This window comes from Flavobacterium celericrescens, from assembly GCF_011392075.1.
GTDB lineage: Bacteria > Bacteroidota > Bacteroidia > Flavobacteriales > Flavobacteriaceae > Flavobacterium > Flavobacterium celericrescens.
In genome coordinates, this window is the sequence record NZ_JAAJBV010000004.1 from 112,174 (window position 1) to 127,039 (window position 14,866).

The following is a 14,866-nucleotide window of genomic DNA, read 5'->3' on the forward strand; positions in this document are numbered from 1 at the left end:
TCATTAATTAAAAATCAAACAGTCATGCAAAAAAATATTTTGTACACAATTGTTATTGTGTTTAGTTTCCTAACAAAAGCAGTTGCTCAGGAGCTAGAAACTATTGAAAAATCAACCGAGTGGATGGCGCGCGGAAGTAAGCCAGAAAGTTATGAAATGGGTTTGTCAAAAAAATCAACATCTAACGAGCAAGAAGTTTTTACTATACGATCTATCGATAAAAAGATAGATGGTTTTGGAACTTTAATGAAATCGGGAAAGCCTGATTTATATTTAGGTAAAACTATCAAAATGACAGGGTATGTTAAAAGCGAAAAAGTAAAATCTTGGGCTGGACTTTGGATGCGTATCGATTATTATAATGATAAAGTTCTTTCTTTTGACAATATGCAAAATAGAGCTATAGAAGGAACAAATGATTGGACTAAATACGAAGTTGTTTTATTTGTACCTCAAGATGCAACTGATTTTTCTTACGGAGTTTTATTGGATGGAACAGGTCAAATTTGGTTTAAAGACATACAAGTTGAAATTGTAGACGATTCTGTTTCAGAGACTGGAACTATAAAAGGTAGAAATTCAAAAAGTATTTCATTTGAAGATAAAGCGAAGGTAATTGCAAATAACATTGAAATGATTACTACCGAAGAGAAAAATGCTTTAAAGAAAGAGGTTGAGGCAATTGATTTGCAAGTAAGCGAAGGTAAAATTACGGCTGAAAAAGCACAAGAATTAAAAACGAATATTGCTCAAGAACGCGCTAATAACATCGAAACAAAAGTAGCTATTGAAGAAGCAAAATTAGCGCAATTGGTACAGGATAAAGTAGATGGAAAAATCGCAGATTCTGATGATAAGCCAAAAAGAGGAGGAACTAAAATTGTTTTAGGTAGCAATCAAGATGATTCTATTGGAGAAAATAGAACCGAAATTAATTTAGGCTCAATGAAAATCTACAATGGAGAAAAAGACAAAGTGGAAAGAAAATCTAAAAGAACTACATCGCAATTTGTTTTTGCTTTTGGTTTAAATAATGTTATTACTGATGGCGAAAATTTTGAAGATTCAGATTACAGAGTTTGGGGTTCACATTTTTATGAATGGGGAATTACATATAACTCAAGAATTTTCAAAAACAATAATTTGCTTCATGCTAAATACGGACTTTCTTTAATGTATAACAATCTTCGTCCAACCGATAATCGTTATTTTGTAAAAAACGGAAATCAAACGGATTTAGTTACTTCAAGTGTAAATTTAGATGAATCGCGTTTTAGAAATGTGTATTTAACCGCACCATTGCATTTAGAATTTGATTTTACACCAAAAAAACTTTCAAAAGATGGAACAAAAACCTATTTCAGAACACATGAATCAGTTCGTTTTGGAATTGGTGGTTATGGAGGTGTTCGTGTAAAAACAAAACAAATTTTAAAATATGAAGTTGATGATGTGAAAGTGAAAGAAAAACAAAAAGGAGATTTCAATGTTTCGGACTTTAATTACGGGTTAAGTGCTTATTTAGGATATGGACAAACCAGTCTATATGTTAAATATGACTTAAATCCGATGTTCAAAAACAATAATATAGATCAAAACAACGTTTCGTTAGGAATACGCTTTGATTTTAATTAAATTTAGGGTTAGGTTAAGTTCTCTGTTTTGAAAAAGTACTTCAGCAATGAAGTACTTTTTTGTTTTTATAAGTTTTTTTATGGATTAACTTTGTAACTTTGAATTCGATTTTTTAAAATCTAAATTTGATATCAAAAGACACCATAGAAAAAGTTTTTGAAACCGCCCGAGTTGAGGAGGTGATTGGTGATTTTGTTCAACTCAAACGAGCAGGAAGTAACTTAAAAGGATTGTCGCCATTTGTAAACGAAAAATCACCTTCGTTTATGGTGTCGCCTGTAAAGCAAATTTGGAAAGATTTTTCGTCTGGAAAAGGCGGAAATGCCGTGACGTTCTTAATGGAACACGAACATTTTACCTATCCAGAAGCTATCAAATATTTAGCAGTAAAATACAATATTGAGATTGAAGAAACCGTTCAATCGGATGAAGAGGTAGTGCAAGCCAATGAAAAAGAAAGTATGTATTTGGTCTCCGAATTTGCACAAAAATATTTCCATCACACTTTATTAGAAACCGAAGAAGGAAAAGCTATTGGATTATCCTATTTTAAAGAACGTGGTTTTACTTCTGATACGATAAAGAAATTTGGATTAGGATATTCGCCAGAAACTTGGGATGCTTTTACCAAAGAAGCACTTGGAAAAGGATATAAGCTAGAATATTTAGACAAAACTGGACTTTCGATTGTTAAGGAAGACAAGCAATTTGACCGTTTCAAAGGACGCGTTATGTTTCCGATTCAAAGCATGAGTGGTCGTGTTTTGGGTTTTGGTGGTCGTATTTTGACTAATGATAAAAAAGCGGCAAAATACCTGAATTCACCCGAAAGTGATATTTACCATAAGAGTAAAGTTTTGTACGGAATTTTCCATGCGAAGCAATCTATTGCAAAACTGAATAATTGTTATTTAGTGGAAGGATACACTGATGTAATTCAAATGCATCAAGCTGGAATTGAAAACGTTGTGGCTTCTTCTGGGACAGCTTTAACACCTGATCAAATTCGTTTAATTAATCGCTTAACGCCAAATATTACAGTACTTTTTGATGGTGATGCGGCAGGGCTTCGAGCTTCGATTAGAGGAATTGATTTGATTCTGGAAGCAGGAATGAACGTAAAAGTGTGTACGTTTCCAGATGGCGATGACCCAGATAGTTTCGCTCGTAAAACGTCGTATGAAGATTTACAATTGTATTTCGAAGAGAATGCAAAAGATTTCATTCAGTTTAAAGCGTCTTTATTGATGCAAGAAGCAAAGAATGATCCGATAAAAAAAGCAGATTTGATTCGAGATATGGTTATCAGTATTTCTAAAATTCCAGACCGAATTAAGCGAGAAGTTTACATTAAGGAATGTTCCCGAATTATGGATATTTCCGAAGATGTGCTTTTTAATACCTTAGCGCAATTAGTCAAGAAAGATTTATCGGAAGCTAATAAACAACATAAAGAGGAACAAAAGGCTTTTGAGGTTGTAAGAAATGATATTGCTCAACCAACAACAAAAGTCGATATTCAATACGAATTAGAACATAAGATTATCCAAATTTTATTGTTGTACGGCGATAAAGAAGTGGATTTTGAAGATACTATTTTAGCTCAAAATGAAGATGGTGAAATGGTTGAAGTTAAAGAACAAAATAATTATAAAGTTTTTCAACGTATCTACCTTAGTTTGCAAGAAGATGAAGTGGAGTTAGCCAATCCAGTTTTTAAAGCAATTTATAATCATTTGATAGCTTATTTTAATGAAAATGAAGCTTTTGAATTGGATAAATATTTGATGCATCTTCCAGAAGAATTGGCGCAAGAAGTTACCACAATTTTAATGAATGAAGAGCGTGAGGTATTACATAATTGGGAAGTACAACAAATTTATGTAAAACAAAAAGAGGCAACTATAAGTCAATACGTTACAGAAACAATTATTACGCTTCGTTGGTATTTAGTAAATAATATCATAGATGAATTAAAAAACAATTTATCTACTGATGAGGAACCGGACAACAGAGAAGCGTTGGAAATGGTTATGGCTTACCTCGGGCTAACACACATTTTTTCAAAAAACCTAGGTAGAGTTTTATCAAGATATAATTAAAAGATAAAGAAACTTAGCGTTTAAAAAAATTAAATCACATCCAAATCCTTAGCTTTTTTCAATAAATCAACTAGGTTGGTTACATTTAATTTTGCCAAAAGTCTCAATTTGTATGTGCTGATTGTTTTTTCGTCTAAGCCTAAAATTTGAGCAACTTCTTTGTTTTTTTTACCTTCATTTAGATAACGAAGTACTTCAATTTCTCGAGTTGATAATTTTTTAAACAAGCGTTCCGATTTTTTTCCTTTACTTAAAAGGTCTATGCTTTTTTTAACAGAATCGCTAAAAATAACGGTACCTTCTGCTGCTCTAAGAATAGTGTTCTCTAAATCTTTTAACTCGGTGTTTTTAGAAATATAACCAGAAACTCCAGCTTTTATAGCAGTTGGAGCATACATTTGTTCTGAAACAGAAGTGTATAAAACAATTTTAGTTTCAGGATAATCTTTGAGTAAACTTTTGATGTCTCTAATACTAGACAGGCCAACAAGTTCTACATCAAGTAAAAGTATTGCTACTTTTTTTGAGTTTAGTTCTTGTAAAAGAGATTCTAAATTTCTTGCAACAGCTACAATTTCTATTTTAGAATTTCCTTTAAAATACGATTGTAAGCCATAGGAAACAACCGGTAAACTATCTGCAATACATACTTTAATCATAACTAAAAAATTACATTACTGATAACAACTTATCAAAGTTAGTAAAAAAAACGTAATTACTTGTTAATTAGATTGATAATTGTTTAAAATTTTTAGGAATTTCACAAACAGGAATAGGATTCATCTTGTGTTGATTGATCGTATTTAGTCTTTTGTAGATAGAAAAAACATGAGCTTCTCTTCCAGAAAAATCTTCTACTGTTTTTCCGTTTTCAAATTGTTGCATTGCCCATTCTAGCTCATCATAGTTAGCACCAATTTGATCTTCATCGCTTCGGTCATCGCCAAACAAGCCATCAGTTGGTTTCGCTTTTAAAATACTTTCAGGAACATTTAAAAATGTAGCAAGTTGGCGTACTTCGCTTTTCATTAAATCTGCTATTGGACTAATGTCTACACCACCATCACCATATTTTGTAAAAAATCCTACACCAAAGTCTTCTACTTTATTTCCAGTTCCAACCACTAAAAAACCATGCAAACCTGCAAAATAATATAACGTTGTCATTCTTAGCCTTGCTCTGGTATTCGCTAAAGATAAATTCAAAACAGCTTCATTTTCAGAGGACGGAACTTGATTTTTAAAAGTTTCAAAAACGGGAGTTAAGTCAGCTCTTTCGTTAAAAACATTTGGGAAACGTTTTTTTAGTTGGTCAATATGTTCGTTAGCTCTATTTACATGGCTTTCGGCTTGATGAATTGGCATTTCAACACATAATGTTGGTAGACCGGTTTGTGCACAAAGCGTTGAGGTTAAAGCACTATCAATTCCTCCAGAGATTCCAACAACAAAACCTTTAACTTTTGCGTTTGTAGCATAATCAAGTAACCATTTTACAATATGTTGATTTATTTTTTCAGAATGAAATGTAATAGAATTTGTCATTTTTTTATGAAAATTTATGAGTCGATAACTGTATATTTGCAACCAAATTTAGTTTTGATAAAAATATAAAAAATACGCTATATGAAGCAATTATTATTCATACTTATTGCAGTTTCTTTATTTTCTTGTAAAGAAGAAAGTAAAATTGAAGAAGCTGTAGCTCAAATCCCTGTAGAATTTAAAGTAGAACGCTTTGATCAAGTTTTTTATGGTTCAAAACCGGAGGAATTACAGCAAATAAAAGCCAAATATCCTTTCTTTTTTCCTGCTGGAAATCCCGATTCTGTATGGGTAAATAAATTGAAGAATCCATTATTGAAAGAATTGTATAGAGAAGTGCAGTCAAAATATCCTACTTTGGGCAAAGTAGAGTCGGATATGGAAAAATTGTTTGCTCATGTGCAATATTATTTTCCAAAATATAAAACACCGCGTGTAATCACTTTAATTAATGAAGTGGATATGGAAGGAAAAGTTTTTTATGTTGATACTTTAGCACTTGTTTCGTTGGATTGTTATTTAGGGAAAGACCATCGTTTTTATGTTGATTTTCCAGAATATAAAAAAATCGAGTTAGAAGAAAATCAAATTTTGCCAAACTTAGTTTCTAATTTTTGTTATGGAAAAATTGCAACGCCAACAGATAGAACGCTACTTTCTGCGATGATTTATTATGGAAAAGAATTGTATATAAAAGATAAATTAATTCCTGATTATTCAGATGCTAATAAAATAGGTTATACTGATTTACAAATTAAATGGTGTCAAGAGAATGAATATTTTATGTGGAGTAATTTAGTTGAAAACAAGTTGTTGTATGATACCAATCCAAAAAACGAACAGCGTTTTATTTCTCCAGCGCCTTTTTCAAGATTTTATTTAGAAATTGACAATCAATCTCCAGGTAGGGTTGGACAATGGTTAGGTTGGCAAATTGTAAGAAGTTATATGGAGAATAATGATGATGTTACTTTAGAGCAATTAATGGCTATGGATGCAAAAACTATTTTTGAAAATTCTAAATATAAACCTAAGAAACAATAAGTTTAAGATGAAAAAATCAGATATCAAAATAACCGTAGGTTTAGACGAGAATAACGTTCCAGATAAATTGTTATGGACGGCACAAGATGGTGGAATAGAGCAAGAAGAAGCAAAAGCTATGTTGTTGTCTGTTTGGGATAGCAAAGCAAAAGAAACCTTACGTATTGATTTATGGACAAAAGACATGCCGGTTGATGAAATGAAGCAATTTTTTCATCAAACCCTTGTAGCGATGGCAGATACTTTTCAGCGTGCAACTGCCGACGAGAAAATGTCGGATACGATGCGTGATTTTTGTGATTATTTTGCAGAAAAAATGGATTTGAAAGCATAATTAAAAGCCGTTAACTGAATAGTTAGCGGCTTTTTAAAATTAATTAAAGGTTGTTAAATAAACCCTTCATTTTTAAAAATATCTTCATTGATTTGATTGATATACTCTAAAATTCCTTCTCTACCAATAGCTTCTAATGATGAAGTTACAAAATACGGTGGCATTTCAGCCCAGTCACCAGCTAGTAATTGTTTTTTGTATGCTTCCACATGGTTGTTAACTTTGTTTTTTCCAAGTTTATCAGATTTGGTAAAAATAATGGCAAATGGAATTTCGCTTTCGCCTAAATATTCCATGAATTCCAAATCAATTTTTTGAGCTTCTAGTCGGATGTCAATTAAGACAAAGGCACAAACTAATTGTTCTCTTTGTTCAAAATAATCCATAATAAATTGTTGGAAAACCGCTTTAGTTTTCTTTGAAACTCTTGCATAACCATAACCTGGTAAATCCACTAAAAACCAATTACTGTTGATTTTAAAGTGATTAATCAATTGGGTTTTTCCTGGTTTTGAAGATGTTTTGGCTAAATTTTTATGATTCGTTAACATGTTAATCAAAGATGATTTTCCCACGTTTGAACGACCAATAAAAGCGTATTCAGGTAAACGTTCTTTTGGACATTTATCTACTTCTGAATTACTAATTACAAATTCGGCGGTATTAATTTTCATATGGTATTAAAATAAAATTCCCCAATAAGGGGAACTATTATAAATTGTTCTTTTGTAACCAATCAAATAAAATTTGGTTAAATTCATCTGGATGTTCCATCATGGCAGCGTGTCCACATTTATCAATCCAAAATAACTCAGAATTCGGTAATAATTTATCAAATTCTTCAGCTACATTTGGCGGAGTAACTTTGTCGTTTTTGCCCCAAATAATGCATGTTGGTGTAGTCATTTTTGGTAAATCTTTTGCCATATTATGACGAATAGCACTCTTTGCAATGGTTAAAGTTTTAATCAATTTGATTCTATCGTTAACTGTTGCAAAAACTTCATCTACTATTTCTTTTGTGGCAATTTTTGGATCATAAAATACATCTTCGGCTTTCTTCTTGATGTATTCATAGTCGCCTCGTTTTGGGTAACTTTCGCCCATTCCACTTTCATATAAACCTGAACTTCCTGTAATTACTAATGCTTTCACTAGCTCTGGATACATTTTTGTGTGATACAACCCTATGTGGCCTCCTAATGAATTTCCAACAAGAATTACTTGGTCAAATCCTTTGAAAAGGATAAAGTCTTTTACAAATTTTGAAAAAGCTTTAACGTTTGTCTTTAAAATATTTTGCGTGTATATCGGTAATTCAGGAATAACAACTTTGTAACCTTTTGGCGGAAAAAAATTTGCTACACCATCAAAATTACTTAAACCTCCCATTAATCCATGTAGAATAATTATAGGGGTTCCTTCTCCGGCTTCAAAATAGGTATATTTCTTTTCTTTTTTTAACATAAATTCCACTTAATGTGTTAGTTCTCATGTTCGACAAATATACTATTTTATTAACGAATGTAAAGAAAAAAATCGCGAACAAATTTTAGTTTGTTGTTTTTATCTAATTTGTTAGTTATCAACAATTTTAAGCCTAATTTAAAGAGTTATTGACTCATATTTATTTTTCTATATTATTTCTAAAGTTCTCAATTTCCTTGTTTTTGCAAATAAACTTTTGTTAAAAGTGGGTTTTTTAGTTTTTGAATCTAAAAACTTATTAACAAAGTGGTATTTTGTGGTAAAAAGTGGTAATTTTTTTTTAAATTTGTCCTTATTCTAATAGAAATAAAAAATTGAAAACATTAATCGGAACATACGAATGTAAAGTGGATGCCAAAGGAAGGCTGATGCTGCCTACGTCACTAAAGAAACAATTGGGTTCTTTGGAGGAAGGTTTCGTGTTGAAGCGTTCAGTTTTTCAGCCTTGTTTAGAGTTGTTTCCAATGAGTGAGTGGAATAAAATGATGTTGAAAATCAATAAATTAAATCGTTTCGTTAAAAAGAATAACGATTTTATTAGAAGATTTACAGCGGGAGTTAAAATGATTGAGATTGATGCAACAGGACGACTTTTAATTCCGAAAGATTTAGTGGTTTTTGCTCAAATAGATAAAGACATTGTCTTGAATTCAGCTATCAATATTATTGAAATTTGGGATAAAGATAAATACGAAAATGCAATTGAAAACGCTACGGATGATTTTGCAGATTTGGCAGAAGAAGTAATGGGTAATTTTAATGACGATGAAGATGGAATATCATAATCCAGTATTGTTAAAAGAAACAGTTGATGGATTGAATATTCGTCCTGATGGTGTTTATGTAGATGTTACTTTTGGTGGTGGCGGACACTCGAGAGAAATTATGAGTCGTTTAGGTGAAAATGGAAAATTATTCGCTTTTGACCAGGATTTAGACGCGTTGAAAAACGCTATTAATGACGAGCGATTTACTTTAATCAACGAAAATTTCAGATTCATAAAACGATTTTTGCGTTTTCACGGAATCAAGCAAGTGGATGGAATATTGGCTGATTTAGGCGTTTCATCACATCAATTTGATGTTGCAGAAAGAGGTTTTTCAACTCGTTTTGATGCTGAATTGGATATGAGAATGAATCAAAAAGGAGACATTAGTGCGTATCACGTAGTAAACGAATATGATGAACAAGAAATTTCTCGTGTGTTGTTCAGTTATGGCGAATTAAAAAATGCTAGAGCAATGGCAAACGTAATTGTTATGGCTCGAAAAGACAAAGAAATCAAGAATTCTGAACAACTAAAGCAAGTGTTGGCAAAATTTTTACCAGCGCATAAAAGCAATAAAATTTTAGCTCAAATATACCAAGCCATTCGTATTGAAGTGAATCAAGAAATGGAAGTTTTAAAAGAGTTTTTAGAGCAATCATTAGAAATTCTAAAACCAGGCGGAAGATTGAGTGTGATTTCATATCATTCATTAGAAGATCGATTGGTAAAACGTTTTGTGAAAAACGGCATGTTTGAAGGAGAACCAGAACGTGATTTTTTTGGGAATTTTGAAGTTCCTTTTAAAACCATCGAAAAACTAATTGTACCAACCGAGGAAGAAATTGCAATCAATAATAGAGCTCGAAGTGCAAAATTAAGAGTAGCAGAAAAAATATAATCACATGAAAAACGGAGTTTACAGTTTATTAAAAGCCAAATTTCTTATTAGTGATGACGCTCTTAAGAACTGGAAGTTTATAGTTTTTTTAGTGATTTTAGGAATGATCATGATTGCTAATAATCACCAATATGATGCAAAAAATTATAGAATTACCGAATTAACTAACCAAGTAAAAGAGTTGCGTTCTGAATTTGTAGATCGTCGTTCAGAATTGATGAAGTTGAGAATGGAATCTACGGTAGCAAAAAAAATGGAAGTACGACAAATTCTACCTTCAGAAGTACCTCCGGTAAAAATAGTAGTAGAAAGTAAAGAAGATAAAAAAAGTTTTTGGGACAAATTAAAAATATGGCAATAGAAGATAAAAAAATATCGTATCGCATGTATTTTGTAGCCTTCATGTTTTTCATGATGGCCGTTTTTGTTTTGATTAAACTAAATAATATTCAATGGGTTGAAGGGAAATATTATCGCAAATTAGGAAATGAAAGAACGGTAAAAAATTTTCCAATTCCAGCCAACAAAGGAAACGTGTATTCTGCTGATGGAAGTTTGTTAGCAACTTCAATTCCAGAATATGCAATTTATTTTGATGCTGTGGCGCCTTCTGATGAAAATTTCAAAGAAAATGTAGAAGCGCTTTCCGATTCATTATCAGTGATGTTTGGAAAATCTGCGGGACATTATCAGGCTAAATTACAAAAAGCAAGAGCTAATAAAAGCCGATACGTTTTTATTGCAAAAAAGTTGAGTTATACTGAGCAAATGCGTTTAAAAACATTTCCATTATTTAATAAAGGAGCAAACAAAGGCGGATTAATTATCGAACAAAAAATTGTGAGAGAGCATCCAATTGGCTTGGTAGCAAAAAGAACTATTGGTTACGAGCGCTCAAACGAAGATGGGAAAGGTTTGGAATATGCTTTCCGTGATTATTTGAATGGTAAAAATGGTCACCGCATGATGCAAAAAATTGCTAAAAATCAATGGAAACCTATTAGTGATATTAATGAAAAAGAACCTCAAGATGGTTATGACATTATTTCAACTATTGATGTTTACATACAAGATATTGCACATCACGCTTTGTTAAAACAGTTAGAGTATTATAGCGCAGATCATGGTTGTGTGGTGGTAATGGAAACAAAAACAGGTCACATCAAAGCGATTTCAAATTTAGGAAGAGCAGATGACGGTTCGTATTATGAAACACAAAATTATGCTATTGCAGAATCACATGAACCAGGGTCAACTTTTAAACTAGTGGATTTGATTGCGGTTTTAGATGATAAAAAAGCAGATACAAGTACAGTCTATAACTCTAATGGAGGTGAAATTCAGTATTATAAACGTAAAGTTAGAGATTCGCATAAAGGTGGTTATGGTAAAATTTCGTTAGCAAGAGGTTTTGAAGTTTCTTCAAACACAATTCTTGTACAATCAGTTTATAATAGTTATAAAGACAATCCAAAACAATTTGTAGACCGAATCAATAGTTATGGCTTAAATAAACCATTAGGATTGCCAATTAAAGGAGAAGGAATTCCTGTTATTCCACAGCCTGGAACAGATAAATGGTCTGGAGTTTCTTTGCCTTGGATGGCATTTGGTTATGGTGTTTCGATAACTCCATTGCAAACATTGACTTTGTATAATGCAGTTGCAAATGATGGAGTAATGGTGAAACCAATTTTTGTTAGTGAAATTAAAGAATGGAATAAAACCATCAAAAAGTATAATACTGAAGTAATCAATCCAAAAATCTGTTCCCAAGAGACACTAAATAAAGTAAGAGCTGTATTACAAAATGTAGTAAAGAAAGGAACGGGTTCAAAATTGTATTCTAAAGATTTTTCAATGGCAGGAAAAACAGGAACTGCTCAAGTAAATTATAAAGACAAATCAAAATTATATTATGCTTCTTCTTTTGTGGGTTATTTTCCTGCAGATGAGCCTAAATATTCTTGCATTGTGGTAGTTCACAAACCTAATGTTGCCGCTGGATATTACGGAGCTGATGTCGCTGGACCAGTTTTTAAAAGAATCGCACAAAAAATATTTACCGATTCTCCTTCAACCAATCATGTGAAAAATATTGATGCTAAGGTTGTTTCGCAAGAAAAAAGCTATGGAAACTATTATAAAGCTGTTGAAAAAGAAGTTCAGATAGTTCCAAACGTAAAAGGGATGGATGGAATGGATGCGGTAGCATTATTAGAAAATTTAGGATTAAAAGTTAAAGTCATTGGTATTGGAAAAGTAAAAAAACAATCGATTTCATCAGGGCAAGCTTTTAACAAAAATCAAACTATAATAATCGAATTATCTTGAAAAATTTAAAAGACATATTATATAAAGTACGCATTGAAGCAGTTCATGGAGCTACGGATATTGCTATTTCAAAAATTGAATTTGATTCAAGAAAAATTGAATTGAACGATGTTTTTGTAGCAATCAGAGGAACGCTTTCTGATGGCCATGATTATATCGAAAAAGCATTAAGTTTGGGTGCTGTTGCGGTAATTTGTGAAGAATTTCCTAGTGTAATTGTAAACGGCGTTACTTATATTAAGGTAATAGATTCTAACGAAGCATTAGCTTTTTTAGCGGCTAATTACTACGAAAATCCTTCTGAAAATATCAGATTAGTCGGTGTAACAGGAACAAATGGTAAAACAACGATTGCTTCATTATTATATCAATTATTCAAAAAAGCAGGTTATAAAGTTGGTTTGTTATCAACCGTAAAAATAATGGTAGATAATCAAGAATTCAAAGCAACACATACAACACCAGATTCTTTAACTATCAACAAGTATTTAGATTTAATGGTGCAAGAGGGTTGCGAATTTTGCTTCATGGAAGTTTCTTCGCATGGTATTCATCAGAAAAGAACAGAAGCTTTGCATTTTGCTGGAGGCGTTTTTACAAACTTGTCACACGATCATTTAGATTACCACAATACGTTTGCAGAATATCGTGATGTTAAAAAGATATTCTTTGATAATTTACCAAAATCAGCTTTTGCTATTACTAATATTGATGATAAAAACGGAGCCATAATGCTTCAAAATACAAAAGCTAAGAAATTGTCTTATGCCTTAAAATCGTACGCCGATTACAAAGCACAAATTTTAGAAAATCAATTATCAGGATTATTATTAAAAATCAACGATAATGAAGTTTGGGTAAAATTAATTGGTTCATTCAATGCTTATAATTTATTAGCCATTTACGGAGTAGCAGTCGAATTAGGAATCGAAAAAGTTGAAGCATTACGATTACTTTCTGAATTAGAAAGTGTTTCTGGGCGTTTTCAATTTATTGTTTCTGATTCGAAAATTACAGCAATTGTTGATTACGCTCACACACCAGATGCATTAGAAAATGTGTTAAAAACCATCGAAGATATCCGCACTAAAAACGAACAATTGATTACAGTTGTAGGTTGTGGTGGTGACAGAGATAAAACGAAAAGACCAATTATGGCAAACATCGCGTCATCAATGAGCGACAAAGCCATTTTTACATCAGATAATCCAAGAACCGAAAATCCAGAAACGATTATCGAAGAAATGGAAAAAGGAGTAGAACCTCAAAATTTCAAGAAAACGGTTTCCATTTTAGATAGAAAACAAGCCATAAAAACGGCTTGTCAATTGGCAAATCCAAATGATATTATTCTAATTGCAGGGAAAGGACACGAAACTTATCAAGAAATTAATGGAGTGCGTCATGACTTTGACGATTTAAAAATAGTAACCGATTTATTGCAACAATTAAACAAATAAAAGCCAATCACTAACCCTTAAAACTAAGAAAAAAGATGTTATATTATATTTTCCAATACTTAGATAAAGCATTTGATGTTCCAGGAGCAGGAGTGTTTCAATACATTACATTTCGCTCAGCGTTAGCTTTTATTTTGTCAATATTGATAGCTACTATTTATGGTAAAAAAATCATCAACTATTTGAGAAACCAACAAGTTGGTGAAACCGTTCGTGAACTAGGTTTAGAAGGACAAACAGCAAAAGCCGGAACACCAACAATGGGTGGAATAATCATTATTTTGGCGACATTAATTCCAGTTTTGTTGTTGGCAAAATTGAATAACATTTACATCATTTTATTAATTATGACCACGCTTTGGATGGGAACAATTGGTTTTATTGATGATTATATTAAGATTTTCAAGAAAGACAAACAAGGTTTAAAAGGAATCTTCAAAGTAATAGGACAAGTTGGTTTAGGGTTAATTGTAGGAACGGTTTTGTATCTGAGTCCAGATGTAACAGTTCGTAAAGATACAGTGGCTTCAAGAATTAAAATCGAAAACAATATCAAACCAGCAGATTTAGAAGAAAAATCTACCGCTACTACAATTCCATTTATGAAAAATAACGAATTTGATTATGCCGAAGTACTTTCTTTTATGGGAGATGGTTATGAAAATTATGCCTGGTTGATTTTTATCCCGATGGTAATTATTGTAATCACAGCTGTTTCTAACGGAGCTAATCTTACGGATGGAATTGATGGTTTAGCCGCAGGAACTTCCGCTATTTCAGTGCTAACGCTTGGGCTGTTCACGTTCGTTTCAGGAAATATTATTTTTTCTGATTATTTGAACATCATGTATATTCCAAATTCGGGTGAAATGACGGTTTATATCGCAGCATTTGTTGGAGCTTTAGTAGGATTTCTTTGGTACAACGCTTATCCAGCATCTGTATTCATGGGTGATACCGGAAGTTTAACTATTGGTGGAATTATCGCTGTAATTGCCATTGCAATTCGTAAAGAATTAATGATTCCAGTAGTTTGTGGAATTTTCTTGGCCGAAAATTTATCCGTAATTCTACAAGTGAGTTATTTCAAATATACTAAAAAGAAATTTGGTGAAGGACGACGAATTTTCTTAATGTCACCGTTACATCACCATTATCAGAAAAAAGGCTATCATGAAAGTAGAATTGTAACCCGCTTTTGGATTGTTGGAATTTTATTAGCGATTTTCTCACTTGTTTCTTTAAAATTGAGATAA

At 32.0% G+C, this 14,866-nt stretch carries 14 protein-coding genes; 10 read left to right on the plus strand and 4 right to left on the minus strand.

What is annotated here, in order from left to right; all coding sequences use genetic code 11:
* Positions 1 to 24: 24 nt before the first annotated feature.
* Positions 25 to 1,635 (plus strand): hypothetical protein, encoded by a 1,611-nt coding sequence (locus tag G4L40_RS06910; RefSeq protein ID WP_166236473.1) that lies wholly within the window; start codon positions 25 to 27, stop codon positions 1,633 to 1,635.
* A 125-nt stretch (positions 1,636 to 1,760) separates the two neighbouring features.
* A complete protein-coding gene (gene dnaG / locus G4L40_RS06915) occupies positions 1,761 to 3,737 on the plus strand; it encodes a DNA primase (protein ID WP_166236474.1) in 1,977 nt (658 codons plus the stop codon).
* Positions 3,738 to 3,766: 29 nt separating this feature from the next.
* Here the strand turns inward: dnaG and G4L40_RS06920 are convergent, their stop codons facing one another.
* A complete protein-coding gene (locus tag G4L40_RS06920; protein ID WP_166236475.1) occupies positions 3,767 to 4,396 on the minus strand; it encodes a response regulator transcription factor in 630 nt (209 codons plus the stop codon).
* Between the two features lie 67 nt (positions 4,397 to 4,463).
* A complete protein-coding gene (nadE, locus tag G4L40_RS06925; protein WP_166236476.1) occupies positions 4,464 to 5,282 on the minus strand; it encodes an NAD(+) synthase in 819 nt (272 codons plus the stop codon).
* 81 nt (positions 5,283 to 5,363) lie between these two features.
* Between nadE and gldB the strand changes: the two genes are divergently transcribed.
* Positions 5,364 to 6,326 carry a gliding motility lipoprotein GldB gene (gene gldB / locus G4L40_RS06930; RefSeq protein WP_166236477.1) on the plus strand — a complete coding sequence of 321 codons (963 nt, stop codon included), beginning with the start codon at positions 5,364 to 5,366 and terminating at the stop codon, positions 6,324 to 6,326.
* A 7-nt stretch (positions 6,327 to 6,333) separates the two neighbouring features.
* The gene (gene gldC / locus G4L40_RS06935) at positions 6,334 to 6,660 is read left to right on the plus strand and encodes a gliding motility protein GldC (RefSeq protein WP_166236478.1); all 327 of its coding nucleotides are present in this window, start codon (positions 6,334 to 6,336) and stop codon (positions 6,658 to 6,660) included.
* A gap of 53 nt (positions 6,661 to 6,713) precedes the next feature.
* Here the strand turns inward: gldC and yihA are convergent, their stop codons facing one another.
* Both yihA and G4L40_RS06945 read right to left on the minus strand, forming a co-directional pair.
* Complete coding sequence (yihA, locus tag G4L40_RS06940) at positions 6,714 to 7,334, minus strand: ribosome biogenesis GTP-binding protein YihA/YsxC (protein ID WP_166236479.1); 621 nt, start codon at positions 7,332 to 7,334, stop codon at positions 6,714 to 6,716.
* A 37-nt stretch (positions 7,335 to 7,371) separates the two neighbouring features.
* The gene (locus G4L40_RS06945; protein ID WP_207785343.1) at positions 7,372 to 8,127 is read right to left on the minus strand and encodes an alpha/beta fold hydrolase; all 756 of its coding nucleotides are present in this window, start codon (positions 8,125 to 8,127) and stop codon (positions 7,372 to 7,374) included.
* A gap of 335 nt (positions 8,128 to 8,462) precedes the next feature.
* Here G4L40_RS06945 and mraZ point away from each other — a divergent pair, with 335 nt between their 5' ends.
* Genes mraZ through mraY form a run of 6 tightly spaced genes read left to right on the plus strand, consistent with a single transcriptional unit; the run spans position 8,463 to position 14,866 of the window.
* Positions 8,463 to 8,933: a division/cell wall cluster transcriptional repressor MraZ gene (mraZ, locus tag G4L40_RS06950; RefSeq protein ID WP_166236481.1), complete on the plus strand. Its 471-nt coding sequence runs from the start codon at positions 8,463 to 8,465 to the stop codon at positions 8,931 to 8,933.
* Positions 8,908 to 9,816, plus strand: coding sequence for a 16S rRNA (cytosine(1402)-N(4))-methyltransferase RsmH (rsmH, locus tag G4L40_RS06955; RefSeq protein ID WP_207785344.1), 909 nt, complete (start codon positions 8,908 to 8,910; stop codon positions 9,814 to 9,816). Before mraZ ends, rsmH begins: the two co-directional genes overlap by 26 nt.
* A 4-nt stretch (positions 9,817 to 9,820) precedes the next feature.
* Positions 9,821 to 10,177: an FtsL-like putative cell division protein gene (locus G4L40_RS06960; protein WP_166236483.1), complete on the plus strand. Its 357-nt coding sequence runs from the start codon at positions 9,821 to 9,823 to the stop codon at positions 10,175 to 10,177.
* Positions 10,168 to 12,150: a penicillin-binding protein gene (locus G4L40_RS06965; protein WP_166236484.1), complete on the plus strand. Its 1,983-nt coding sequence runs from the start codon at positions 10,168 to 10,170 to the stop codon at positions 12,148 to 12,150. The genes G4L40_RS06960 and G4L40_RS06965 overlap by 10 nt, the downstream gene beginning before the upstream one ends.
* Positions 12,147 to 13,610: a UDP-N-acetylmuramoyl-L-alanyl-D-glutamate--2,6-diaminopimelate ligase gene (locus tag G4L40_RS06970; protein ID WP_166236485.1), complete on the plus strand. Its 1,464-nt coding sequence runs from the start codon at positions 12,147 to 12,149 to the stop codon at positions 13,608 to 13,610. The genes G4L40_RS06965 and G4L40_RS06970 overlap by 4 nt, the downstream gene beginning before the upstream one ends.
* Before the next feature lie 35 nt (positions 13,611 to 13,645).
* Positions 13,646 to 14,866 carry a phospho-N-acetylmuramoyl-pentapeptide-transferase gene (mraY, locus tag G4L40_RS06975; RefSeq protein ID WP_166236486.1) on the plus strand — a complete coding sequence of 407 codons (1,221 nt, stop codon included), beginning with the start codon at positions 13,646 to 13,648 and terminating at the stop codon, positions 14,864 to 14,866.

Excerpts from the sequence above, each read along its gene's own strand:
- G4L40_RS06910 (WP_166236473.1), top strand. The coding sequence starts at position 25 with ATGCAAAAAAATATTTTGTACACAATTGTTATTGTGTTTAGTTTCCTA.
- G4L40_RS06920 (WP_166236475.1), bottom strand. The coding sequence starts at position 4,396 with ATGATTAAAGTATGTATTGCAGATAGTTTACCGGTTGTTTCCTATGGC.
- nadE (WP_166236476.1), bottom strand. The coding sequence starts at position 5,282 with ATGACAAATTCTATTACATTTCATTCTGAAAAAATAAATCAACATATT.
- gldB (WP_166236477.1), top strand. The coding sequence starts at position 5,364 with ATGAAGCAATTATTATTCATACTTATTGCAGTTTCTTTATTTTCTTGT.
- gldC (WP_166236478.1), top strand. The coding sequence starts at position 6,334 with ATGAAAAAATCAGATATCAAAATAACCGTAGGTTTAGACGAGAATAAC.
- yihA (WP_166236479.1), bottom strand. The coding sequence starts at position 7,334 with ATGAAAATTAATACCGCCGAATTTGTAATTAGTAATTCAGAAGTAGAT.
- G4L40_RS06945 (WP_207785343.1), bottom strand. The coding sequence starts at position 8,127 with ATGTTAAAAAAAGAAAAGAAATATACCTATTTTGAAGCCGGAGAAGGA.
- rsmH (WP_207785344.1), top strand. The coding sequence starts at position 8,908 with ATGACGATGAAGATGGAATATCATAATCCAGTATTGTTAAAAGAAACA.
- G4L40_RS06960 (WP_166236483.1), top strand. The coding sequence starts at position 9,821 with ATGAAAAACGGAGTTTACAGTTTATTAAAAGCCAAATTTCTTATTAGT.
- G4L40_RS06965 (WP_166236484.1), top strand. The coding sequence starts at position 10,168 with ATGGCAATAGAAGATAAAAAAATATCGTATCGCATGTATTTTGTAGCC.
- mraY (WP_166236486.1), top strand. The coding sequence starts at position 13,646 with ATGTTATATTATATTTTCCAATACTTAGATAAAGCATTTGATGTTCCA.